22 protein-coding genes and 6 pseudogenes are annotated in these 24,809 nt (G+C 39.7%); 16 read left to right on the top strand and 12 right to left on the bottom strand.

The features are described 5' to 3' along the window. The first annotated feature begins 9 nt into the window (after positions 1–9). Genes FTV09_RS10655 through FTV09_RS10645 form a run of 3 tightly spaced genes read left to right on the top strand, consistent with a single transcriptional unit; the run spans position 10 to position 3,381 of the window. Entirely contained in the window at positions 10–1,290 is a 1,281-nt protein-coding gene (locus tag FTV09_RS10655; protein WP_005407391.1) for a cation transporter, read from the top strand. An 11-nt stretch (positions 1,291–1,301) separates the two neighbouring features. After that, positions 1,302–1,562, top strand: a complete 261-nt coding sequence (locus FTV09_RS10650) for a FeoA family protein (RefSeq protein ID WP_004665962.1) — start codon at positions 1,302–1,304, stop codon at positions 1,560–1,562. Then, on the top strand, positions 1,552–3,381 hold the full coding sequence (locus FTV09_RS10645; RefSeq protein WP_180058289.1) for a ferrous iron transporter B: 1,830 nt from the start codon (positions 1,552–1,554) through the stop codon (positions 3,379–3,381). The genes FTV09_RS10650 and FTV09_RS10645 overlap by 11 nt, the downstream gene beginning before the upstream one ends. 327 nt (positions 3,382–3,708) lie before the next feature. Here the strand turns inward: FTV09_RS10645 and FTV09_RS10640 are convergent. Next, positions 3,709–4,797: pseudogene (locus FTV09_RS10640) on the bottom strand (ArsO family NAD(P)H-dependent flavin-containing monooxygenase). A 167-nt stretch (positions 4,798–4,964) separates the two neighbouring features. Beyond that, the gene (gene arsH, locus FTV09_RS10635; protein ID WP_010117055.1) at positions 4,965–5,459 is read right to left on the bottom strand and encodes an arsenical resistance protein ArsH; all 495 of its coding nucleotides are present in this window, start codon (positions 5,457–5,459) and stop codon (positions 4,965–4,967) included. A gap of 9 nt (positions 5,460–5,468) precedes the next feature. Here arsH (FTV09_RS10635) and FTV09_RS10630 point away from each other — a divergent pair. Next, a pseudogene (locus tag FTV09_RS10630) lies at positions 5,469–5,658 on the top strand (DDE-type integrase/transposase/recombinase); the annotation flags it as partial. Positions 5,659–5,674: 16 nt separating this feature from the next. Here FTV09_RS10630 and FTV09_RS10625 read toward each other — a convergent pair. From FTV09_RS10625 to FTV09_RS10610, 4 genes and pseudogenes are all read right to left on the bottom strand, one after another. Next, positions 5,675–5,872 (bottom strand): annotated as a pseudogene (locus FTV09_RS10625) (hypothetical protein); the annotation flags it as partial. Between the two features lie 23 nt (positions 5,873–5,895). Further along, positions 5,896–6,816: a copper resistance protein B gene (locus tag FTV09_RS10620; RefSeq protein WP_062032146.1), complete on the bottom strand. Its 921-nt coding sequence runs from the start codon at positions 6,814–6,816 to the stop codon at positions 5,896–5,898. Continuing rightward, complete coding sequence (locus FTV09_RS10615) at positions 6,803–8,659, bottom strand: copper resistance system multicopper oxidase (protein WP_180058288.1); 1,857 nt, start codon at positions 8,657–8,659, stop codon at positions 6,803–6,805. The genes FTV09_RS10620 and FTV09_RS10615 overlap by 14 nt, the downstream gene beginning before the upstream one ends. Positions 8,660–8,748: 89 nt before the next feature. After that, on the bottom strand, positions 8,749–9,081 hold the full coding sequence (locus FTV09_RS10610) for a hypothetical protein (RefSeq protein ID WP_126624536.1): 333 nt from the start codon (positions 9,079–9,081) through the stop codon (positions 8,749–8,751). A 148-nt stretch (positions 9,082–9,229) separates the two neighbouring features. Here FTV09_RS10610 and FTV09_RS10605 point away from each other — a divergent pair, with 148 nt between their 5' ends. Further along, positions 9,230–9,910: a heavy metal response regulator transcription factor gene (locus tag FTV09_RS10605; RefSeq protein ID WP_004663993.1), complete on the top strand. Its 681-nt coding sequence runs from the start codon at positions 9,230–9,232 to the stop codon at positions 9,908–9,910. After that, positions 9,903–11,303 carry a heavy metal sensor histidine kinase gene (locus tag FTV09_RS10600; protein WP_180058287.1) on the top strand — a complete coding sequence of 467 codons (1,401 nt, stop codon included), beginning with the start codon at positions 9,903–9,905 and terminating at the stop codon, positions 11,301–11,303. Before FTV09_RS10605 ends, FTV09_RS10600 begins: the two co-directional genes overlap by 8 nt. A 38-nt stretch (positions 11,304–11,341) precedes the next feature. Here FTV09_RS10600 and FTV09_RS10595 read toward each other — a convergent pair. The 6 genes and pseudogenes from FTV09_RS10595 to FTV09_RS10570 form a co-directional block, all read right to left on the bottom strand. Beyond that, positions 11,342–12,626 (bottom strand): annotated as a pseudogene (locus FTV09_RS10595) (MgtC/SapB family protein). After that, on the bottom strand, positions 12,623–14,998 hold the full coding sequence (locus tag FTV09_RS10590) for a heavy metal translocating P-type ATPase (RefSeq protein WP_004663996.1): 2,376 nt from the start codon (positions 14,996–14,998) through the stop codon (positions 12,623–12,625). Before FTV09_RS10590 ends, FTV09_RS10595 begins: the two are co-directional and overlap by 4 nt. Before the next feature lie 11 nt (positions 14,999–15,009). After that, positions 15,010–15,660 carry an isoprenylcysteine carboxylmethyltransferase family protein gene (locus tag FTV09_RS10585; protein ID WP_004663997.1) on the bottom strand — a complete coding sequence of 217 codons (651 nt, stop codon included), beginning with the start codon at positions 15,658–15,660 and terminating at the stop codon, positions 15,010–15,012. A gap of 20 nt (positions 15,661–15,680) precedes the next feature. Continuing rightward, a complete protein-coding gene (locus tag FTV09_RS10580) occupies positions 15,681–15,929 on the bottom strand; it encodes a DUF2933 domain-containing protein (protein ID WP_004695740.1) in 249 nt (82 codons plus the stop codon). A 26-nt stretch (positions 15,930–15,955) separates the two neighbouring features. Further along, positions 15,956–16,387, bottom strand: a complete 432-nt coding sequence (locus tag FTV09_RS10575) for a hypothetical protein (RefSeq protein ID WP_004695737.1) — start codon at positions 16,385–16,387, stop codon at positions 15,956–15,958. 603 nt (positions 16,388–16,990) lie between these two features. Beyond that, positions 16,991–17,233, bottom strand: coding sequence for a DUF2789 family protein (locus tag FTV09_RS10570; protein ID WP_004281876.1), 243 nt, complete (start codon positions 17,231–17,233; stop codon positions 16,991–16,993). A gap of 351 nt (positions 17,234–17,584) precedes the next feature. Here FTV09_RS10570 and FTV09_RS10565 point away from each other — a divergent pair, with 351 nt between their 5' ends. From FTV09_RS10565 to FTV09_RS10520, 10 genes and pseudogenes are all read left to right on the top strand, one after another. Next, entirely contained in the window at positions 17,585–17,965 is a 381-nt protein-coding gene (locus FTV09_RS10565) for a copper resistance protein CopC (RefSeq protein ID WP_004681441.1), read from the top strand. A 64-nt stretch (positions 17,966–18,029) separates the two neighbouring features. Continuing rightward, a complete protein-coding gene (locus FTV09_RS10560) occupies positions 18,030–18,911 on the top strand; it encodes a copper resistance D family protein (RefSeq protein ID WP_180058286.1) in 882 nt (293 codons plus the stop codon). 469 nt (positions 18,912–19,380) lie between these two features. Then, positions 19,381–19,575 carry a heavy-metal-associated domain-containing protein gene (locus FTV09_RS10555; protein WP_004733233.1) on the top strand — a complete coding sequence of 65 codons (195 nt, stop codon included), beginning with the start codon at positions 19,381–19,383 and terminating at the stop codon, positions 19,573–19,575. 178 nt (positions 19,576–19,753) lie between these two features. Then, positions 19,754–20,152, top strand: a pseudogene (locus tag FTV09_RS10550) (copper ion binding protein); the annotation flags it as partial. Positions 20,153–20,205: 53 nt separating this feature from the next. Then, positions 20,206–20,910, top strand: a complete 705-nt coding sequence (locus FTV09_RS10545; RefSeq protein WP_010116189.1) for an IS6 family transposase — start codon at positions 20,206–20,208, stop codon at positions 20,908–20,910. A 123-nt stretch (positions 20,911–21,033) separates the two neighbouring features. After that, positions 21,034–21,738 (top strand): arsenical resistance protein ArsH, encoded by a 705-nt coding sequence (gene arsH / locus FTV09_RS10540; RefSeq protein WP_180058285.1) that lies wholly within the window; start codon positions 21,034–21,036, stop codon positions 21,736–21,738. A gap of 19 nt (positions 21,739–21,757) precedes the next feature. Then, positions 21,758–22,705 carry a thioredoxin-disulfide reductase gene (trxB, locus tag FTV09_RS10535; RefSeq protein ID WP_180058284.1) on the top strand — a complete coding sequence of 316 codons (948 nt, stop codon included), beginning with the start codon at positions 21,758–21,760 and terminating at the stop codon, positions 22,703–22,705. A 151-nt stretch (positions 22,706–22,856) separates the two neighbouring features. Beyond that, positions 22,857–23,915 carry an ArsO family NAD(P)H-dependent flavin-containing monooxygenase gene (locus FTV09_RS10530; protein WP_180058283.1) on the top strand — a complete coding sequence of 353 codons (1,059 nt, stop codon included), beginning with the start codon at positions 22,857–22,859 and terminating at the stop codon, positions 23,913–23,915. Positions 23,916–24,094: 179 nt separating this feature from the next. Next, positions 24,095–24,304: a hypothetical protein gene (locus FTV09_RS10525; RefSeq protein WP_010116191.1), complete on the top strand. Its 210-nt coding sequence runs from the start codon at positions 24,095–24,097 to the stop codon at positions 24,302–24,304. Positions 24,305–24,551: 247 nt separating this feature from the next. Continuing rightward, positions 24,552–24,683, top strand: a pseudogene (locus tag FTV09_RS10520) (SulP family inorganic anion transporter); the annotation flags it as partial. Between the last annotated feature and the right edge of the window lie 126 nt (positions 24,684–24,809).

Raw genomic sequence — 24,809 nt, 5'->3', positions numbered from 1 at the left:
GGTATAACTATGAGTGGCTGTGGATGTAGTAAAGAAACACCATGCGAAGATAAGAAATCTCAACAAGAAAATCATCCATCAATTGCAGAAGCAAGCAATTCAAAGAATTGTGATAATACGCCTAGCTGTTGTGGTGAAGAGGAAGAAGAAAAATCTTCATCTCCTTGCTGTAACACTTCAAACAGTTGTGAAGATACCGCTCAATCCTGTTGTGGTTCTGATCCCAAAGAAAATTTAAGCACTGAAAACGTTTTAAAAGATTCGCACTACATGAGTGAATACTTAGTTCCCAAAATGGATTGTTCTGCGGAAGAACAGATGGTTCGTATGGCGCTATCTTCAATTGATGGTGTTCAAAAACTCATCTTTGATTTACCTAACCGGTCTTTAAAGGTTCTACATAATCAAAAAGATGAAAATATAACTACCAAACTTGAAGCTTTGGGTTTTGGTGCAAAGCTTGTGAAGACTGAAACTTATATAAGCAATCAACAGGCTAAGCAAACAAGTACCTATACCATTCCTAAAATGGATTGCTCTGCTGAAGAGCAAATGGTCCGTATGGCTCTTGCAGATATTGAAGCAGTTAAAGGTCTTACTTTTGATCTTCCCAATCGAAAACTGAAAGTCTTCCATAATGAAGGGATTCAGCAAATTACGGCTAAACTCGAAGGACTGGGTTTTGGGGCGAAACTTGATGAAACACAGCTTTCTACAGGCGATATACCTAATGAACCTGATCCTGTGAGACAAGCTAAAGTACTTAAACTGTTATTAGGCATTAATGCTCTACTGTTCTTTATAGAATTCATCAGCGGAATTATTGCTGCGTCTACAGGATTGATTGCTGATTCTCTAGATATGTTTGCCGATGCAGCCGTTTATGGTATTGCGCTATATGCCGTCGGAAAAGCTGCGAAATATCAAGTGAAAGCAGCCCATTTCGCAGGTTGGATTCAGTTATTACTTGCTGTCATCGTGATTATTGATGTCATTAGACGATTCATGTTTGGAAGCGAGCCAGAATCAACGCTCATGATTGTTATTGGCCTGCTCGCACTTATAGCTAACGTGACATGCTTATATCTTATTTCTGGTCATCGAGAAGATGGCGCACATATGAAAGCCAGTTGGATTTTCTCGGCGAATGACGTTGTCGTAAATATGGGCGTTATATTTGCCGGTGTACTCGTGGCGTGGACGGGATCAGCTTATCCAGACTTAATCATTGGCATCCTGGTTTCTTTATTCGTGCTTAATGGTGCTCGAAAGATTTTGGCTTTGAAGTAAGAGTATCGAAAATGAATCTATTTCAAGTTAAACAAAATCAGATCGTCAAAATTAGAGATCTCAAAAAAGGTAATCAATACAGTCATACCACTGATCCCGTATTGGAACGGCTCCAACTATTAGGTTTTAGAGAGGGTGAAACTCTACAAGTACTCGCTAAAGGTGTTTTTGGCGGAGATCCTGTTTTAGTTCAGATTGAAACTTCAAGATTCGCATTAAGAAAGAATGAAGCTGAAAGAATTTTTGTAGAGTTAGTATCCAATGAAGATTAAGAATATTGCATTAGTCGGTAATCCAAATTGCGGAAAAACCTCTTTATTTAATACACTTACTGGTACGCGACAAAAAGTTGCCAACTATGCTGGGGTTACCGTAGAAAGAAAAGAAGGTTCTTTTAACTTACCTTCTGGTGATGCAATACGAGTATTGGACTTACCCGGAACTTACAGTTTAAAACCTAGTAGTTTAGATGAAGAAGTCACCAGGGCAGTTTGTTTGGGCGAGCTAAAAGGTGAAATTCTACCCGACATTTTTATATGCGTCGTAGATGCCACAAATTTAAGCTTACATTTGAGCTTGGTTCTCGAAGTTCGTGCTTTAAATCGCCCTATGATTCTTGTATTAAATATGATGGATGAGGTCAAAAAGCGTGGTATTTCCATTGATAAGGATAAACTGTCTCAACTGTTAGGTATCCCTGTAGTTGAAGCTGTCGCAGTTAAAACAAAAGGAATTCAAGATTTAATTAATCAATTAGATCAAAAAAATCTTTTTATTACTCCTTATCATTCTGAATTAAGTCATTTTGAACAGGTCAAACAAATCACCAAACAAGTTATTTTAAATAATGACAATGGTGATAAAAGAACCGCATTTCTAGATAAAATTTTTCTACATCCTGTATTGGGTTTAGTAATCTTAACTTTAACCATGTTTGTGATGTTCCAGGCGGTATTTATATGGGCAACGCCTTTTATTGAATTCATTGAAAATTTTGTCGCATGGCTCAGTGATTTTATTGGACCACTAATCCAACATCCTCTATTAAAAAGCTTGGTTGTGGATGGGGTAATTGCTGGTGCAGGTAGCGTGCTTGCATATATGCCTCAGATTTTGATTTTATTCTTCTTCATTTTAATGCTTGAAGAGTCAGGCTATTTACCCCGGGCAGCATTTCTTTTAGATAAATTAATGTCTAAAGCCGGGCTTAGCGGCCGTTCATTTATTCCTCTGCTATCCAGTTTTGCTTGTGCCATTCCCGGAATTATGGCAACCAGAAGTATCAGCTCTGAACGGGACCGATTAGCAACAATTATGATTGCACCCTTGATGACCTGTTCAGCAAGATTGCCAGTATATGCTTTATTGATCGCGGCATTTATTCCGAACCAATTAATCTACGGCTGGTTAAGTCTGCAAGGATTAGTCCTTTTTGGTCTTTATATGTCGGGAATAGTCTCAGCGTTATTAGTTTCAGTGTTTCTGAAATTGGTTCGAAAAGATAAAACTGAAAGTATTTTTATTTTTGAACTTCCCACATACCGAATTCCAGATATTAGAAATATTGCATTAGGCTTATATGATAGGGCAACTATTTTCTTAAAACGAGTTGGTGGCATTATCGTCGCACTGTCTATCTTGTTATGGGTGCTAGTCACGTTCCCTCAACCACCAGATAATGCAAGCATGCCGGCCATTAACTATAGTTTAGCTGGTCAGTTAGGACATTTAATTCATCCTATATTTGCGCCTATTGGGTTTACATGGGAAATATGTATTGCACTCATTCCTGCTATGGCAGCAAGGGAAGTTGTAATTGCTGCTCTTGGGGTGATTTATGCGATGTCAGGTGATGAAGATACAGTAACTCAAAGTCTGTTAAGTCAAATTTCAGGCCCGGATGGATGGGGGTTAGCCACAGGTTTATCATTATTGGTATGGTTTATTTTTGCTCCCCATTGTCTTGCTACGTTAGCAACAATTAGACGAGAAACTGGCACCTGGAAACAGCCCATCATTATGGCAACTTATTTGTTTGCATTAGCCTACATCTTTTCATTCATCACATATCAAGTTGCGAGTAATTTTTAATTAGCAAATGAATAAAAGAGGGGAGCTAGCTCCCTTATTTTATTGAAATACTCACTATAAATGAAGTGCTTTTACAAGGAAAACTGCATAGATATCAATAATATTAAACAGCTTCCTAAGAAAACTTCTAATTTAATTATAAATTATGAAAGAGTTCCCTCTTTTTAGTGCAATTCATGAAATTAGGTTTAAATATCAAAAATTATGGCTTAATGAATAGCATGATCTTGTAGACACTTTTAGTGAAATAATAATCAAAATATTGGAATGCTCCCAGTAGCCTAGACACAAAACCGATTCTAAAATTCTTATACTCGATATGGATAATTATTCTGAAAATTTTTTAGTATTAATTTCTTGTAGATAAGTGAAGATCTCATCTACTGTAGCTCTCGCTGTTCTAGAAACGCCAATTAATGTTGCAGATGCCATACCTGTCCAATCTCCATATCCAACTAACCACAAGTTAGGTAACTTAATAGACCTTCCATTTTGAACTTCTACAAAGTTATCTCGCTCTACTATATCTATACTTTTTAGATGATTTAATGAAGCCTTAAATCCAGTACACCAAATAATCACATCAATTTTCTCTTTTTTTCCATCTGGCCAAAAAACTGCATCTGTAGCTAAAGATTGAAAAGGTGGACGGCTATGTAAGACTCCTCTATTCCTTGCCTCTTTGACACTATCGATCATCACAATATCACCTAGGCCACCTATTGGCTGGTCAACTTTTCTTCCTTCTTGTTGTACTTTTAAACGCTCAGTTGCTCTTAAAAACAGTACTCGACCATCGACATCATCAGGTAAAAATTGAGGCGGAGTTTTTGTGACCCAAATGGTTTCAGCAACTTGTGAAACCTCAGCGAGTATTTGCGCGCCCGAATTCCCACCACCCACCACGATGACTTTCTTATCTTTAAATGGATCTGCATTCAGGTAATGGGCTGAATGTAACTGCGTGCCTTGAAAGTTTTCCTGTCCCGGATAATCAGGAATAAACGGCTGGCGCCATGTCCCTGTTGCACTGACCACCACCTTGGCTCGCCAAAACTTTTCTCCAGCATATACGTCTAAATACTTTCCCTTCGATTCCACACGATCGACATGTACTGGACGAACAATCGAAAATTGATATCTCTGTTCATAAGCCGATAAATACTGGATCACCTCATTTCGTGTTGGATAGGTCTGTTCAGTGATGGGCATCATCCAACCGGATAGAGAACTCCAGGTATTAGGAGAAAAAAGACGCAATGACTCCCAGGTATGCAGTCAGGCACCCCCCGCTTGATTTTGCTCATCCAATATAATGAATGGGATTTTCTTGCGCTTTAAAAAATAAGCGGTAGATAAAGCGGCCTGCCCACCACCGATAATGATCACATCAGTTTCAGTCTGTTTCTGGTTCAAAGCCTTCACCTTTTCCTTATTTATCTCTGACTTCTTTAATGTAAAAACCCAATCATGAAGACTGGGTTTTTACAATATTCATTGTACCTTTAACAGCACTTCATCGGTACAGCATAAAAGTGTTACTGACCTGGCAATGAGGCGCAGTATTTAATACCATCCAGCATTTATAAACTGCGCTGATTTACACGCTTGGACAACTCTTCAGCCGATTCCTTGCGTTCAGAATAACGATCAGTCAGGTATTTGCTTTGACCACGAGTCAGTAGAGTGAACTTAAATAACTCTTCCATGACATCCACAATCCGGTCATAGAAAGCTGAAGGCTTCATTCGTCCATCTTCTTCGAATTCCAAGAAAGCTTTCGGAATTGAAGACTGATTTGGAATGGTGATCATCCGCATCCACCGCCCCAAAATACGCATCTGGTTCAGGCTGTTAAATGACTGTGATCCACCACTGACTTGCATCAAGGCAAGGGTTTTACCTTGGGTAGCACGGATTGCTCCTCCTGCAAGTGGAATCCAGTCTATTTGTGATTTAAAAATGGAACTCATAGAACCATGACGTTCAGGTGAACACCAGACCATACCTTCAGACCATGCAAGAAGCTCATGCAGTTCTTTTACTTTTGGATGCTCAGTATCCGCATCTTCTGGCAAAGGAAGGCCCCACAAGTGATAGATACAGATAAAGCACACATATGGAGGTGCTTTGTCACGGTTAAAATGGGAAAGAAAATGTCCACCAGATCTTGAGCACAGGCAGGTTAAGTATAAAAATAACGTGATCGAATGTAATCATGGCAAGCTAAAGCGGATCATTAGGGCCACTTTAGGATTCAAATCGATGAAGACGGCTATGCCACATGCATCTATTCAGATGGCATTAAACACCGATGATGTACAGACGAAGTAGTAGCAGCCGATCCTACTAAAAGAATAGCAAACGATAAAAACAGCGATAAGCATGTTTTTAACCACTGCATAAAAATAGACCAAAAATTAAGCTTTTTTAGTTTTACAGATTCGAAAATAAATAGTAATAATTCATGAATAGTAGCCGAAGCTACCATTCATGAATCCAAATCATACTATTTTAAAAAACTAATTCGATGCCTGCACCATATTTCCAGCCTTTTTCAGAATCCGTAGCCTCTTGCATAGAAGTGGCTTTCTGTCCTTTTTCATATTGGTAAGCAACGTCAATAAAAGGTTTAATTCGCTTAGTAATTTCATATCGGGTTTTGATCCCCGTTTTTAGTTCTGATAAACCTGATTTTGCAGCATAGTTAGAATCATCGCTAAATATTACATCTGCTTCGATATAAGGTTGAGTAATAAGTTTCTGAGTTAAAAGCAAATCACGTTCTAATTCAAAACTTGCTCCCCAAAAATTATTCTCACCGCCATAAAGATATGCTTGTGTTTCAAAGAAATAAGGAGCTAGACCTAATATACCAATAACCCCATCCACTCGATCGCTGCTGCTGTTATTTTTATCTTCACTATATCTTACCCCAGCTTGTACATCCCAAAATGGGGCTACGTTACGGCTATAAAGTGCTGATACAGCATATTTTGGATCATTACTTTCTGACTTTTCCGAATTGGCTTCAATAAATAGACGATTTTCATCTGTCCCAATCAAAGTTTCAAACTTTGTTCCTAGGTTGCCCTTACCGTCTTCATCAACCATCCATTCATTTTCAAATTTTGTCGTTTGATAAATTTGTCCGCCATGTTCTTTAAGATGATCATCATGAGATGGGGCTGATCTCTTTCTTGCGGTCAGAATAATATTATCTCCCCCATTTGCATTTTCCATTGAATAATATTCTGGATACAATTCTTGGGGGCTATATCTTAAGCCACCAGACTCCTGTAATAAGACTCTCATACCATTTGTAATATTACTTTCTTGTTCCGAAGTGCTGCTATTAGCAAAAGTTAAGTTTGATATACTTACTAATGCAATTGATAAGACTGTTTTTGAGAAGAAATTCTTAGTGATTTGCATGTGGATTTACTCCCTTCTCACTTATTGGGGGCTGAGCAACAATATTTTTTGAAACACTATCTTTGTCTACTTGGGCGACAATTAGTTTATTCATCATTCCTGCACTCATATGGTAAAGCAGGTGACAATGAATAGCCCACTCACCTAACTCATCAGCTGTGAGTAGAGTGGTTATCGTTTTCCCAGGTGGAACAATTACCGTATGTTTGTTTGGCATATTGCTTGGATCCTGACCATTCTCAAGCTGCATAAACATGCCATGTAAGTGCATTGGGTGAGCCATCATACTGTCATTGACAAATTTTAAGCGAATACGTTCACCATACTTCACCACTAGTGGGTCGGCTTCATTAAATTTTTTACCATTTATTGTCCAAATATAACGCTCCATGTTTCCACCAAGACGGATCTCTATTTCACGTTCAGCTGCACGAGTGTCTTTTTGAGGATCTAACGATTGCAAATCACTATATTGCAATGCTTTATTACCTTCAGGTGTTGAAGCATTTGCCCATCCAAATACGGTATTATCATTCTTGTCTGAAGCCGCCTTAACAGTAGCGCTATTCATCGGCATATCATGATTCATACCTTTCATAGAAGACATATCATGATCCATACCTTTCATAGAAGACATATCGTGATTCATGCCTTTCATAGAAGACATATCATGATTCATATCTTTCATTGAAGACATATCATGATCCATACCTTTCATAGAAGACATATCGTGATTCATGCCTTTCATAGAAGACATATCATGATTCATTCCCATATCTTCCATAGTCAATAAAGAACGAGGACGAGGCTTAGGCATCTCAATTTGTTTGACTGCTGGGCTGCTTTCTTCATGTAATGTTCCCACTGAAAAACCGGTACGATCAATAGATTCAGCTTCAATTTGGTAATGTGCTTGTTTTGGTTCCACAATTACGTCATAAGTTTCAGCAGTACCAATACGGAACTCATCTACAGGAACGGGCTTTACAGGTTGACCATCAGCACTGACTACAGTCATTTTTAGGTTTGGAATGCGTACATCAAAGAATGACATAGCGGAAGCATTAATAAAACGAAGGCGAACTTTTTCACCAGCTTTGAAGTTACCCGTCCAATTTTGCTGAGGTGTCTTGCCATTCATTAAAAATGTATAACCAGTCACATCGGACATATCTGTTTTCAGCATTCGCATCTGATTCCACATAGAACGGTCTTGCCAAGTCGCTTTTAGCCCATCACGTTTAACTTGTTTTAATACATCGAATACTGTTTCGCGGCGGTTCTGATAGTAGTCTGCTTCTTTTTTAATATTTTTCATAATTTGATCACTTGTCGAATTATGAAAATCAGAAAGCAAAACAACGTAATCTTTATCGGTTTTTTCAGCAGCTGTTAGTGGAGTTTTATCTTTAGGATAAATAACAAAAGCACCATATAAACCGTCTTGTTCTTGTCCTTTACTATGTGAATGATACCAATAAGTACCATTTTGGCGGACTTTAAACTTATATTCATAAGTTTTATTAGGGGCAATGCCATTAAATTTGTTAAATCCAGGTACACCATCCATAATTCCAGGTAATAATAAGCCATGCCAATGGATTGAAGAGTCCTGATTTTTTAACTTATTGTGAACACGGATAACGGCCTCATCACCTTCTTCAAATTCAAGAAGTGGTGCAACGAATTTACCATTTACAGTAATTCTCTCAACTGGTTTTCCTGTGATATTTACAGTTTGTTCAGCGATTGTTAAATCATATTCTTTAACTGCCGCCATTACCCAAGTTGATGAAAATAAACCAACTCCAATTAAGAGTACATGACTTAACTTTTTTGACATTCTATCTCACCTTTAGAAAGGTCAAGATTGAAGTAATAAAGCAAATATTTAGTATAAACTTTAATACTTCTTTCTCGCTATTTATAAAATTATTTATTGCTACTAGGCATATTCATCTTTGAATGATCCATTTTAGAATGGTCCATATTCATCATAGAATGATCCATTTTAGAATGGTCCATATTCATCATAGAATGATCCATTTTTGACATGTCAGATGAGTTAGGAGACTGATGTTGACTATGATCTTGCTGAGTCTTGTCATCTTTTTCCATTTTACAAGGTTTTGTACAAGGTTCCTGTGCTTTTACCGTTTTAGTGGCACTTGAGGTTGATACATCTTTTGCCCAAGATTGAGTACCAGCAATTAAAGTTCCAGCACACATTAAAATTGTTAGACTACGACGCACTACAGTTTTCATAAGTTTCTCTAAAATTAAGTTTCTTCGTATTACAATAAAACGCTTCACCGAACATCTAAGTGACTTGAAAATGACATTTTTGTAATCTATCTCGATCAGATGTTTTATAACGTTATTATAGTTTTAATGAATAACTTAGGATTCTGAGATGAGAATACTATTAGTTGAAGATGAACAAAAAACTGGTGATTATCTCAAGCAAGGTTTATCCGAAGCTGGCTATATTACGGACTGGGTTACAGATGGGTTAACGGGTAAACATCAAGCTCTTTCTGAAGAGTATGACTTAATTATTTTAGACGTGATGTTACCTGGACTAAATGGTTGGAATATTATCAATGATATTCGTAGCAGCGGTAAAACAATGCCCATTCTTTTTCTTACCGCCCGAGATCAAATCGAAGATCGAGTAAAAGGTTTAGAGTTAGGCGCTGATGATTATTTAGTAAAGCCTTTTGCTTTTGCAGAGCTTCTTGCTCGAATCAAAACTCTCCTTAGACGAGGGCAACAAAGAGAAGATAATAATATTATTAAGATTGCTGATTTAGAACTTGATTTGAGAAAACGTCGGGTAACACGAGCAGGTCAACGCATTGATTTAACGGCAAAAGAATTCGCGCTTATGGAACTTTTCATGCGTAGACGAGGTGAAATTTTACCAAGAGCGCTTATTGCTTCTCAAATTTGGGATATGAATTTTGATAGTGATACGAATGTCGTTGAAGTCGCTATTAAAAGATTAAGAAGTAAAGTTGATAGTAACTTTACCCCCAAATTAATTCAGAATATTCGAGGAATGGGGTATGTACTAGAGGTAGAGGATGAATAATAACTTATTCAAATCGATCAGTTTTCGGATCGGTATTATTTTTTCCTTATCTACTATTTTCATTCTAATTATTATGGGTTTATTCATAAATAAATTAGTAATGCTTCATTTTGAAACTCAAGACCGTACCCAATTAGAAGGTAAAATCCAGCTTATTCAGAATCTTCTCCAACAGCATCCTAAAAATTCTCCAGAACTTGATCTATATTTGAAAGATGCTTTAGTTGGACACCATGATCTTATGGTCCAAATAGAACGACCGGCAGGTCAGATTTTATTTAGTTCAACACCTTCAATCATTAATACTCAACAGTTAATCAAGTCAGCAAATAACCCTTGGATTAAATGGAAAATTAAGAATAAGACCTATCGTGGCATGATCTACAACACGGATATAAACAAAAATACTGAAATACAATCTGTACGCATTATTGTGGGGATCGATACATCTGAACATCTACATTTTTTAAATGATTTTAAGCGTCAACTTTTTTACATTGGTTTAGCCGGTACGATTTGTTTAATGTTTTTAGGCTGGTTTGCAACCTGGAGAGGTTTAAGACCCGTGCAAAAAATGGCTAAGGTCGCAGAAGGCATTTCTGCCCAACATCTTTCAGAACGTTTAGAAGTTGAGCACACACCAACAGAACTAAAATCATTAGCAATTGCCTTCAATGATATGCTCGACAGACTAGAATCAGCTTTAGAAAGGCTTTCCGATTTTTCATCTGATTTAGCGCATGAAATTAGAACACCGATTAATAACTTAATGACTCAAACTCAAGTATGTCTTGCCCGTAAACGAGATACCAGTACCTATCAAGAAGTACTATTTTCTAATTTAGAAGAATTAGAACGTTTGGCTCGAATGGTATCCGATATGCTTTTCTTGGCAAAAGCAGAACATGGCCTAAAATTACAGAACTTACAGAATATTGACCTGGTTAAAGAAGTTACAGCCTTATTTGATTTCTATGATGCGCTAGCTGCCGAAAAAAATATGACGCTTCAACAAACAGGATCTGGAAATGTCAAAGGTGATCCTGCTATGTTACGTCGAGCACTCAGCAATCTATTATCTAATGCAGTTAAATATGGAAATAAGAATTCTACAATACGCATAAAACTTCAACAGAATTTAGATAACACAATATTTTCAATTGAAAATGAAGGCCCTGAACTCTCTCCTGAACAACTATCCAGATTATTTGATCGTTTTTATCGAACAGATGCGTCTAGACAAAGAACAGAAGAAGGAACCGGCTTAGGGCTTGCCATAACAAAATCTATTCTTGATATGCTTGGGGCGACCATCCAGGCTGAATCCCTCAATGGTCGAATCATTTTTACCATTGTTTTTCAAAGTGAATCCATGCAAGGGGAATCATTTTAACTCATTTTTTGAACATCTTCCATTTACCCGAGTTGACCTTACATAAAGCTCAAACTGAGAGCCAGAGCTACGCCAGCACCTATCATGGCAATTGTGTAGCCAAATATGATAGCTCGGCCAAACTGTGCCCCCCTGTCATCCATGCAATTGTCGCTTTGCTTAACATGTTGCTCAGTGTGGCCAGCCCTAGCGCGACAGCAGCCACATTTGTTGTTAAGCCTTCAGTACTATGCAGGCGGGCAAGTGAGACTAAAATAGCATCTACGTCTGCTAGCCCAGAAATAGTCGATAATACGAAGATGCCGCTGGTGCCCAACCATTGTTTTGCTGCCGGGACCACAAGACTGCCATGACAGCCAGGAAAGCAGCGAAGCTGAATGCTGTCCCAAGATCAAAAGGAGCCATTGCTTCTATTGTTCGATCGTTGTTTTCAGCGCTGGTAATTTGGCGTTGTCTCCACAATGCCATACCCAGCAGAAGGATTCCCGCAATCATCATTGCACCACCAAAAGTGCTTAGCAATGCTGGCTCAATGACGCCTATCAGCACCACCATACGAAAAAACATGATGCCACAGGCAGCCAATGTTCCAGAAATAGCAGCACTGACCATGACGGGGTGCTGGCGTGTATAGCGTGCCAGTGCGACAGTTGCAGCTGTAGAAGATGCCAAACCACCCAATAGACCTGTCCAGAATATGCCTCTTTCTGAACCGGTAAGCCGCATGGCAAAATGACCTGCCAGAGAGAGTCCGGCAATCAGGATCACTGCCCACCATAACTGGTAAGGATTTAATGCAGCAAAAGGTCCCAGACCCGTATTGGGTAAGTAGGGTAATATAACGACAGAAAGTACCAGCAACTGCAGGGATGCGGTTAATTCACGATGCTCTATCAAGCGTAGCCAACCGTGTAAGGTTGGCTTGAGATCCAAAAATACAGCGACGATTACAGCCGCGGTTAATGCTAAAGTAACATTACCATGGGATGCATATGCACCTAAAACTAATGTCAACAGCATCGCGATCGTCGTGGTAGCGCTTAGATTACCGGAAAGTTTTGCGGTACGCGCGTAGGACACTGTTAATAATAAGGAAAGCCCTAATACGGCCGCGACCAGCGGCCAAGGCCCGAAGTTTGGTTGTAAATGACCGAGCACTCCTCCGAGCAATCCTGTCAATGTGAAGGTACGTAGGCCTGCTACTCGGCTGCCCTCGGGCAATTCACGATCGTGCCATCCTCGTTCTAAACCAATGAGCAGGCCGATGGCAAGTGCTGCAATAAGACCTGGTACATCTGGTGGAAGAAAAGAACTCTCTATCATAACTTTTTATTTCGCAGGCGAAGGGCATTCGTGATGACTGAAGCTGAACTCAAACTCATAGCCAAGGCGGCAATCATCGGTGACAACAACCAACCGGTAAATGGATAGAGTACGCCAGCCGCGATAGGGATACCCAAAGCATTGTAAAGGAAAGCAAACATGAGGTTCTGTTTCATGTTGCCAACAGTAGCTTCCGAAAGTGAACGGGCAACAGCAATCCCTCGTAAATCTCCCTTGACCAGCGTAACTTGGGCACTATTCATTGCAACATCAGTCCCGGTTCCCATAGCGATACCGACATCAGCTTTAGCCAAGGCTGGTGCATCATTGATGCCATCACCAGCCATAGCCACGATGCGACCTTCCTTCTGCAATTTGCTGACCAGTTCTAGTTTATCTGCGGGTTTGACTTCGCCATGTACCTCATCAATGCCTAGACGTGCTGCGACTGAACGGGCAGTGGTGAGACCATCTCCTGTTGCCATCACGATACGTAGACCCGCTTCCTTCAGGGTGGCAAGTGCTTCTGGGGTATTTTTTTTGATGGGATCGGATACTGCAAGCAGACCGGCCAATTCACCATTGATGGCTAGATGCATCACACTTGCACCTTCCGAACGCAGCTCTTCGGCTTGCGGAATCAGAGATTGTACCGAGATACCCAATTGCTCCATCAGTGCTGTGTTGCCCAAAGCTAACTGACGATCGCCCACTTGACCTCGAACACCAATCCCTGAGCCCGATTCAAAATTATCTGGTGTTTCAAGAGACAGGCCACGTTCGTGTGCTGCGTTTACAATCGCTTCGGCTAGCGGGTGTTCACTGCCTTGATCAAGACTGGCGGCTAAACGTAATACTTCAGATTCGTCAAAATCTGATGCGGCAACTACACGATCGAATACAGGGCGTCCTTCAGTTAACGTACCTGTTTTATCGATGATTAGTGTGTCAATCTTGCGTAGATTCTCAATGGCTGCTGCATCACGGAACAGCACACCATGAGTAGCACCTTGACCCGTCGCAACCATGATAGACATTGGAGTTGCCAAGCCTAGTGCACAAGGACAGGCAATAATGAGTACTGCCACAGCATTGATTAATGCATAAACCCAGCTTGATTCTTCTGGGCCGAATAGTCCCCATCCAAAGAAGGTAAGCAAGGCAATGGTCACTACAGCCATGACGAACCAACCTGCTACCTGATCAGCCATACGTTGCATTGGTGCTCTCGATCGTTGAGCTTGCGCCACCATCTGTACGATCTGGGATAACATGGTACTTGAACCAATTTTCTCTGAACGCATGATCAATGAACCATTGGTATTCAGGGTAGCTCCAATGACTTTATCGCCGATACGTTTAGTGATAGGTAAAGGTTCACCTGTCAGCATCGATTCATCCACTGAACTACTTCCTTCAGTGATTACACCATCCACAGGCACTTTTTCACCTGGGCGAATTCTGAGTAAATCTCCTACATGGACATGCGTTAGAGGAACATCTTCTTCAGTTCCATCAGGCAGGATTCGGCGAGCTGTTTTAGGAGCGAGCCCAAGGAGTGACTTAATTGCAGCAGAAGTTTGCGAACGTGCTTTTAACTCCAATATTTGTCCCAGTAGGGTCAATGAAATGATGACCGCTGAAGCTTCAAAGTAAACAGCGACACGACCCATGGAAATAAATGAGTCTGGGAAGATTTGCGGTGCAATGGTTGCGACCACACTATAAATAAATGCAGCTCCAGTGCCCAAACCAATCAGCGTCCACATGTTCGGGCTGCGATTCACAACCGATTGCCAACCCCGGGAAAAAAATGGCCAACCTGCCCAAAGTACAATTGGGAGTGACAACACCAGTTCAATCCAGCTCTGAACAGCCATATTGAACAGGTTCATTTGATGACCAAACATCGCCAAAAAAGTCACGATGATGGTCAATGGCAGTGTCCACCAGAAGCGTCGGCGGAAATCACGTAACTCCGGATTCTCATCTTCCTCTAATTCAGGAATGAGTGGCTCCAGTGTCATTCCGCATTTAGGACAGTTTCCAGGATGATCTTGCCTGATTTCTGGATGCATTGGGCATGTATAGATGGTCGTACCTGTTGTGCTTGCCGCATTAACGTGTTGAACAGTCTGATGATGCTGTGTATGTGCATCGGCAGTCGTCGTTGCGGGTTTAGCGATATATTGCACCGGGCTGCTATGAAACTTTGATTGACATTTATCACTGCAAAAAAAGTAAGTTTTCCCCTTAAATTCCTCATGGTATTTCGATTCTTCAGTGACGGTCATACCACAGACTGGGTCTTTCAGTACGTCTGTTGTAGCCTGTGCCATATGGTCCTGGTTATGATTTTTTTGATCTGACATAAATAATTCTCTTATGGAAAAGTGGTTTTATGGCCGAATTTTGGAATAAATCTCGGAGTCTGTTGAGCATAGCTGTCATAGACAGCGCCAAACTGTTTACTCATTTCAGCCTCTTCCTTAATTGCCAAGCGGCTGTACATTAAGAGTAGGATTGGAAACATAATCAGTGTCAGTAAAGTTGGCCATTGCAATAAAAAACCCAGCAAGATCATCACAAAAGCCACGTATTGTGGGTGACGTATACGTGCATAAGGGCCTGTGATCGCTAAAGAATGCTGACGTTGCGCGTTGTACAGCACGTGCCATGACGTTGATAACAGGTAAAATCCATAGCCCAAGAAAACGTAACTGGCGATATGCAAAATGCCAAAATGTGGATCACCTTTTTCACCTAATAGCGTTGACCACAAGTGACCTGCATTATGAGAAAGTAAGTCAAGTTGAGGGAAGCGAGTTTGAAGCCAACCAGATAACAGGTAAATGGTTAAAGGAAAACCATACATTTCGACAAATAGAGCAATGATAAAAGCCGAAAAGGCCCCAAATGTACGCCAATCGCGCGCAGTGGAAGGTCTAAAAAAACTGAAAGCGAACATGATAAAAACTGCTGAGTTAATGATAACCAGCGTCCATAAACCATAAGCCGATTCCGCATGATTCATGATGGATCTCCTGATAAGAGCTATTTTTTGTTATCAGATATATCGGATTTTTTTTGCTGCGAGTGGTTATGCCCATGACCACCATGCATAAAAATATGCATCAGTGGACACGCTAAAAGGAATAAATAAGGCAAAGCACCGATAACGTGGGCTAAATGTTCCGTTAATAGAAAATAAGCTGCGATACCACCCAGCACGATTAGACCAATGGCATAACGTGTAGACCAAAAGTTAGGTACTGAATTATTTTCTTGGTGTTGGTGATTCATGGTGCTTTCCCCTAATTCATGGGTAACTATTTAGTTGCTGACGGAGGCATACAGTCCATCATCATCTGCATCATGGATTGCATCATGTCCATACGTTTTTCCATCATCTGCTGACGGTCAGCCATATTTGCATTCATGCTTTGGCTGCCCATCTGTTTCATCATACTCATACCTCCTTGCATGAGTTTCATGTGCTCAGCCATAAGTTTCTGACGTTCTTGTGGGGTTTTTGCAGCCATCATCTTCTCATGCATGGCTTGCATCGCCTTCATGTGTTGATCCATTGCAGCCATTTTATCTGTAGCAGTGGTGCTGGTAACTGTTTGCTTAATTGTTACTGCAGATGGTGCTGTTTTTTCAGGGTGGTGATCTTTGTGTTCATCGGATTGCTGTGCAAATGTATTCAATGACGCGGCTGCGATACATAAGCCCAAAAAAATGTTTTTGAATTTCATCATAATTTTTTCCTTTAAATAATTTGGAAGTAAAAGCTATGTTTTAGTACTGAACAGAGTCTAGGAATTTGACTACTAAACTGATGAAATTTTTGGTTATTCTCTGTCTCTCTTAAAAATTTTAGCACTATTAATTAATTATTTTTAAAAATGACAAAAATGTAATTTTGAGATCTTCTCGAAATATATAGTCTATGCTGAGATGACAAAAATTTTATTTAATATTAATCTTTTAAAACTATTAAAGTTGTTATGATTTTATGTGCTTAAAAAAATAAAAATGAAATGATTAGATGACTCCAAGGCTAGTTAGAGACACATTCTTAATGTAATTTACACTGTTATTCCTTTAAAGAAAAAATACAGTTGATCAAAATAGTTTTTTATAGAAAAAAGGGTGGATAATTTAATTATTAAACTTATTGGTATATTTATTAGATAGAAGGTAAAGAAGATTATTTTTAATATTAGGGTTTATAATCCAAATTTCAGAGTAAGGAATCTACTACTTATATAATAGAGATTCCATCTCCAAAACAGTACTACTGTATGAATGAGTTGTATTCAATGCAGGGAAGAATGTAGATCCTTAATACTAACGGAAAATTATTTTACTGAATTTTCATGTAAAGACTCATTTAATTGATCAATCACTGTCGTCCATTCACCATCAGAGTGTAGTTTTTCTTCTAAAAAATGACGTTGAGCATCAGTCCAAAAAATTGCTTGTGTTAAAAAAACATCTCCAGCTAGCTGATGGCTCTCTATGAATTTTGCAATTGCTTCTTCAGTAGAAGCTAAACCAAGCTGTTCAAATAATTTGGTCATTCTTGGACGTGTTTGAGTCATGTGCTTAGCCCACAAATTTATATTAGATCAAATTAAACATAACATGTTTATATTTAAACTAAAATATAAAAAATTAAATAGCTACTATTTTCTTAGACAAAATGATTACTACATTTCATAAATCAACCACCTACATAATTTGTTTGTTAAATGATCATTATTTTTCAATAAGATTATTTTAATAGTTAAAGATTTTAAATTTTAAAAATGACAAAAATGTAATTTTGAAGTCATCGCTCTGTTTCTGTCTCTCACTAATAATTGAAATATAAGAGGAGATGATGTGGTCTCATTAAATATAGATTTTATAAAGTCATCTCTAATGAACTAACGAATCAAGAGGAAACGTAAATGAAATTATTTCAAAATAAAATGACTGCTCTACGTAATGTTGTAGTAGCTGCAACGATGATTGTGGCTACTACAACTACGTTCGCTCATGTGAGTTTAGTGAGTGCGATTCCTGCGGAAAATGCATCTATCCTTAGTCAACCAAAGAACTTGACCCTTAACTTTGGTGCAGAGGTTATGTTGATGAATATTAAGTTACTGGATGCTCAGCGAAGAGATGTTCCTTTAAAATATAAAGTTACTCATGACTTAAAGAAATCCTTTGATGTCGCTCTTCCGAAACTGAAAAAAGGTAAATATACCGTTGTCTGGACAACAATGGGGAAAGATGGTCACAACATGAATGGTGAATATAGTTTCACTATCAAATCAACTAAATAAGAATTGATTACCTTTCAACATGTCAGTGAGGTGCTGGCATGTTGTTCTAGAATGGACAAAAATAATGATTTCTGAATATTGGATGTGGGCCACTTGGTTAACTAAGGTTATTTTATATTTAAGTGTAGCTTTTGTCGTTGGTGGAGCCTTTTGCTATTTTTTACTTAGACAATATCTTGAACTAAAAGAATCGATTCTTAAATATATTACAATTGGCGCTGGATTAGGCCTAATTTCCAGTACCTTGGGATTTTTTATTCTGATTGGTAGTTTTGCCAATACTGGTATTACAGGTATGGTGGACCCCACGTATATTAATATATTGGTTAATACTCCGACGGGGTATATATACGTTCTTCGTTCTATTAGTTTTGCTCTTTTACTTCTTCTCATGGTGGTTAAACTTAACACGAACAAAGGTCATTTTTCTATAATTGAAAGTTCAATATTTTGTATTTTACTTATCCCGATTATTTTTAGTTTTTCCCAGCTCGGACATGTCGCTAATTTAACCTTACTTGCTCAAATTTTATTATCAATCCATATTCTAGTTATGTCGTTATGGATGGGGTCTTTATATCCGTTATGGAAAACCAGCCGGGAAATAAGTGGTTTACCTTTAAAAGATCGCATGCATGTATTTGGACGTATTGCTGCTTTCATTGTTGGGATATTAATCGCCTGTGGCGCTAGTGTAGCTCTTCTCTTAATTAAAGATTTTAATACCTTAATCAATACTGCATATGGCTATGGTTTCATGGTTAAAATGTTTTTTGTTATAAGTATTCTACTTTTAGCTGCCTTCAACAAATGGTATTTCACCCCGCGTCTTCAACATCCTAAATTCGCTAAACACCTTAGTCATGCCATTTTATTTGAGATGTTATTAGGTCTATCAATTCTATTAACAACAGGCTATATAACCACTGTCGTGGGTATTGAATAAGAGAATTTCAAAATAAGGGAATTGAGGAAATTTAACATTACTGCATTTATCTTTTGTAGCTGAGCAATAAAGTTTCTACTGGACTGTCAACTTACGACAATCAGAACAGTAAAATCGCATCATGAGGCATTATACATAAAGGTAGTCACCGGTTTTTAGCTTATCTTCAACCCATAACGGTCTCATCTATTCAGTTCACTACCATTGATTGAAATAACTAATCTTATAAATTTCAGAGTGATCGTAGATGACAAAAATGTCATTTTAAAGTCACATTAATGTTGGTTAAGTACTTTTACTGTAGTCATTAGAACACTCTTCTTTGGAATACTCTGAAGAAAACTGTAAGGTTGTAAACAGACCAAGTTACAGCGAGTAACTGATTCAGAAAAAGGCTGGTTGTATGGTGAAAGTTTAGAGTTACTGTTCTAATGTTTTAAACAAATGTTTTGTTAAAAAGGAGCAACATATGAAATTTCACATCGCTAATATGACTTGTGGTGGTTGTGCACGCGGCATTACTACCGCAATTAAAGAGCTCGACTCGAATGCTTCACTCGATATTGATTTACAAAACCGTATCGTTGAAATCAACACAACAGTGAGTCAGGATAAAGTCATTGCCACTCTCAGTGAGCGTGGATTTACAGCTGATCCTGCTTAATCTCTGTTAGAGTAACAGTGGGAATTCCTTACCACTTTTACTCTCTCTTATTTTCCTCATCGTACAGATAAAATCTGTACTTGCTTGCAATAAAAGTAGCCCCTGAATTCCCCATAATCTTGGTTCGAGCTGATCTTCGCATATAGAACTCAGCATATCTAAATGATAGAGATCGTATATGAGTACCGAAATGACTGATACGCCACACTACAGTGAAACATTAGAGATTGAGGGGATGACATGTGCTTCTTGTGTAGGCCGTGTGGAAAAAGCCTTAAAATCTCTTGAGGGTGTTGAATCGGCTCATGTAAATCTGGCTACCGAAAAAGCAGTCATTTATTCGCATCGTCCCCTTGATCGTTCTAGTTTAATTAAAGTTGTAGAAAAAGCTGGCTACGAAGTGGAAGCGCTGCAACCAATAGAGCTTACGATTGAGGGTATGTCATGTGCTTCTTGTGTAGGTCGAGTAGAAAAAGCCTTAAAATCTGTTGAGGGTGTGGAATCAGCACATGTAAATCTGGCTACTGAAAAAGCGACTATTCAGGCAAGCTCATCTGTCACTCGTGACGGCACTGTTGCAAATAGCCATTGATGATAAGCTAAATAGTTTTTTAGCTAAAGGTTCAGTGTATGAATCCCTTCCATGGTCGGCATTTTCAGGGCGAAATCATTCTTTGGGCTGTACGCTGGTATTGTAAATATGGCATCAGCTATCGTGAACTTCAGGAAATGCTTTCCGAACGTGGTGTGAATGTTAATCACACTACTATTTACCGTTGGGTTCAACGTTATGCTCCTGAAATAGAAAAACGCTTACGCTGGTATTGGCGTAATCCTACACATCTCGGCACATGGCATATTGATGAAACTTATGTAAAAGTGAATGGAAGATGGTCTTATCTGTATCGTGCAGTCGATCAACGTGGCTTTACCATTGATTTTTACCTTTCTTCTAGACGTAATACCAAATCAGCATATTGTTTTCTTGGAAAAATTTTAAATAATGTGAAGAAGTGGCAAATTCCACAAGTGATCAATACGGATAAAGCATCCACATATGGAGGTGCTTTATCACGGTTAAAACGGGAAGGAAAATGTCCACCAGACCTTGAGCACAGGCAGGTTAAGTACAAAAATAACGTGATCGAATGTGATCATGGCAAGCTAAAGCGGATTATCAGGGCCACCTTAGGATTCAAATCTATGAAAACGGCTTATGCCACAATTAAAGGTATTGAAGTCATGCGTGCACTACGTAAAGGACAAGCTTCATCATTTTATTATGGTCAGCCTCAGGGTGAAGTGTATCTGGTGAATAGAGTTTTCGGTCTCTAAGCACTTTTTAAAGGGAACATCATCGACTCAGATCCCTATTTGCAATAGTGCCTACTGATTGCACTGGTCAGCGTATCCTTGTGGCTGAAGAAAAAATATTATCCAAATTCTTAAGAGGCAGAGATGACCCTTCCAAATCTTGAACCTGATCTTTTGCCGACGCCTACCTTTGCCGAGGTGCAGGCTAAAGAACTGACCCATCCCCCACGGATGTTATTGCTGTATGGCTCAAACCGCGAGCGCTCCTACAGTCGACTGGCGGTGATGGAAGCCGGCCATATTCTGGAACGCTTTGGCTGTGAGGTTAAAATCTTTCATCCCAAAGGTTTACCTTTGCCCGAAGATGGTGATCTGGAACATCCGAAGGTGAAGGAACTGCATGAATTGCTGGCCTGGTCTGAAGGCATGGTCTGGTGTTCACCTGAACGGCATGGTTCGATGAGTTCGATCTTTAAAGCGCAAATTGACTGGATTCCACTAGCAGCGGGAGCCATTCGTGCGACTCAGGGCAAAACCCTGGCACTGATGCAGGTCAGTGGTGGCTCACAGTCTTTCAATAGCGTCAACCAGATGCGAATCTTGGGGCGCTGGATGCGGATGATCACGATTCCGAATCAGTCTTCTATTCCCAAGGCCTTTTTGGAATTTGATGAAGAGGGACGCATGAAACCTTCGTCCTTATATGATCGGATTGTCGATGTGATGGAGGAACTGTATAAGTTCACCTTGCTGACCCGCGGACAAAGCGCGTACCTCACGGATCGTTACTCGGAGCGTAAGGAATCGGCTGAAGAGCTGTCTAAGCGTGTCAATCAACGTAACATCTAATCTGTTAGAGAATATAAAAATGTCAACACGCCATTCAAAACTCATCATTTTAGGTTCTGGTCCTGCCGGTTATAGTGCAGCGGTATATGCGGCACGTGCCAACTTAAAACCTATGCTGATTGCAGGTATGCAACTCGGCGGCCAGTTGACCACCACGACTGAAGTCGATAACTGGCCAGGTGATCCTGAAGGCTTAACCGGTCCGGCATTAATGGGACGTATGCAGGCGCATGCCGAACGTTTTGGTACTGAACTGGTCTATGACCATATCAATGAAGTTGATTTGAACACGCGTCCATTTGTCCTTAAAGGTGATATGGAAGAATACACCTGTGATGCCCTGATTGTGGCAACAGGTGCAACCGCACAATATCTCGGCCTGGAATCCGAACAGGCATTCATGGGTCAAGGCGTAAGTGCCTGTGCAACCTGTGACGGTTTCTTTTATAAGAACCAGAAAGTTATGGTAGTCGGTGGTGGTAATACAGCGGTTGAAGAAGCCCTGTATTTGTCCAACATCGCGGAGCATGTGACATTGGTGCACCGTCGTGACTTCCTGCGTTCAGAAAAGATCCTGCAAGATCATCTCTTCGAAAAAGAAAAAGAAGGTAAGATCAGTATCATCTGGAATCATCAAGTGGATGATGTATTGGGTGACAATACCGGTGTTACAGGTGTACGTTTAAAATCGACACAGGATGATTCCATTCAGGACGTTGATGTTCAAGGTGTATTCATTGCAATTGGTCATAAACCAAATACCAGTATGTTTGAAGGCCAGCTTGAGTTACGAAATGGCTATATCCAGGTACAAAGCGGTACTGCAGGCAATGCTACAGCCACTTCCGTACCGGGTGTTTTCGCTGCTGGTGATGTTGCAGATAGCGTATACCGTCAAGCCATTACTTCGGCTGGTTCAGGCTGTATGGCTGCATTGGATGCTGAAAAGTACCTTGATAATTTGTAGAAGTAATACTCTCATTTTATCTACCCTCTAATATAGAGAGATAGTGCTGCCCATGCCCAATATCAGTTCATCCTGATATTGGGTTTTTATTGGGCACAATGATCAAGATAGATATATACTTTTGATAATAATGAAGTTATGGGAAAGAAAAATGTCAATAACAACAGAAACAGACGTGATCATCATTGGTGGGGGGCAAGCAGCATTAGCTACATCTTACTTTTTAAAGCGCAATGGTCTGTCTTTTATCATTTTAGATGAACAGCCGCAGGCAGGCGGTGCCTGGCTACATGCTTGGGATTCTTTGCGACTGTTTTCACCGAATAGCTGGAGTTCCTTACCAGGCTGGATGATGCCAGGGACAGAACAAACTTATCCGACTCGTCATGAAGTGATTGAATACATACAGCAATATGAGCAACGTTATCATTTTCCGGTTGTCCGTCCTGTGCACGTTGATCGTGTTGAGGCTGAGGAAGACATATTAAACGTCTATGCAGGTGAACAGTCATGGAAAGCAAAAGCTGTAGTGAGTGCAACCGGTACTTGGAGTCATCCTTATATCCCATCTTATTCAGGTCAGGAGAATTTTAAAGGACTACAATTACATTCCGCGCATTACCAAAATGCAGAAACCTTCAAAGATAAGAACGTCATGATTGTGGGTGGCGGAAATTCTGGCGCACAAATTCTAGCTGAAGTTTCTCAAGTGGCCAATACACTTTGGATCACCCCGATCCCTCCTCAATTTCTAGCTGATGATGTTGATGGACGTATCTTGTTTTTACGTGCTACGGAGCGTTTAAAGGCACAACTCGAAGGTCGTACTGTAGATCAGCCGATTGGTGGCCTGGGCGATATTGTCATGATTGATTCGGTCAAAGATGCACGTGCACGTGGCGTGCTGCATAGTGAGCGACCATTTACAGCATTCACGCAAGATGGCGTGATTTGGGAGGATGGATCTTTTCAACAGATCGATGCCGTGATTTGGTGTACTGGGTTTAAAGCGGCTCTAGATCATTTAAAACCACTTGAGATCGTAGAGGAAAACAATACGGTACTGGTTACAGGGACAAGGTCAGTCAAACAACCTAACCTGTGGTTAGTGGGATATGGTGAATGGACTGGACCTGGTTCAGCAACTTTAGTGGGCGTTTCAAGGACAGCAAAAGCAACAGCTGAAGAAATTACTAAATTTTTAGCTTAAATTTTATGGGGTAGTTATTTATGAGCCTATAAAAATTAGTAGATCATTTATACTCCCCATTTAGAAAAACTTGCAGACCCTTTTAAAATTTGTAATCCTTGTTACTAAGGGTGTCTAGCTAGGCTAAGACAGGTGTTTGTTGTAGTCGGGCCGCTACAATACTGATAAAGAGCGCCTGTATGTTTAATTTCAAGATTTTTAATAAAGTCTCTGCAGAAGTATTGACCATCAAAAATGACCTTCAGCTTAATGCTGAGCTGCAATTAATTAATAAATATAAAACGGCCACTTCTGAAGATTATAAACAGGCTATTGTTTTGATCTTTAAAGAACGTGGCTATACACGTTTGGAAATAGGTCAATTACTTGGGGAGCTAAAAGCTTCATAAAATACCGATTAAACAAAGCTTGGTATAACATCCAGGCTTTATAAAAAAGTACCTAGCTGTTACCCTTGTCCTGATTTTTTACTCTAAAAAGTTCCTCCATCTTATGACGCTTACGCCACCTTAAGTTTATTTACCCTCTTAAATCTGTAAATAACTCATCTCTGTCTAGTGATGTGGTGTAGTCGCTTGTGTGTTGTATATATCACATCACTGGCCTATCTGAAAAATTAAAAAACAGGCTATGTTTATGTTATCTAATGTCCGAGAACAGTGGTTCTCTAACATCCGTGGGGATGTACTTGCCGGATTAGTCGTCGGTCTTGCACTCATCCCTGAAGCCATCGCATTTTCAATTATTGCAGGTGTAGATCCTAAAGTCGTAAGCGTCCGCTGAACACACCTTATGAATTCATCCTATAAGCCTTAATTTAGTCCCCACTTAAAAACAAGTGGGGACTAAAATTTATGACTACAAATCACCAGACATCCATCGCATCTCTTGCGA

It is taken from the genome of Acinetobacter sp. YH12227 (assembly GCF_013417785.1).
Taxonomy (GTDB): Bacteria; Pseudomonadota; Gammaproteobacteria; order Pseudomonadales; family Moraxellaceae; genus Acinetobacter; species Acinetobacter gandensis.
The sequence above is the reverse complement of the archived record's forward strand: the minus strand, read 5'-3'. Positions and strand labels throughout refer to the sequence as shown.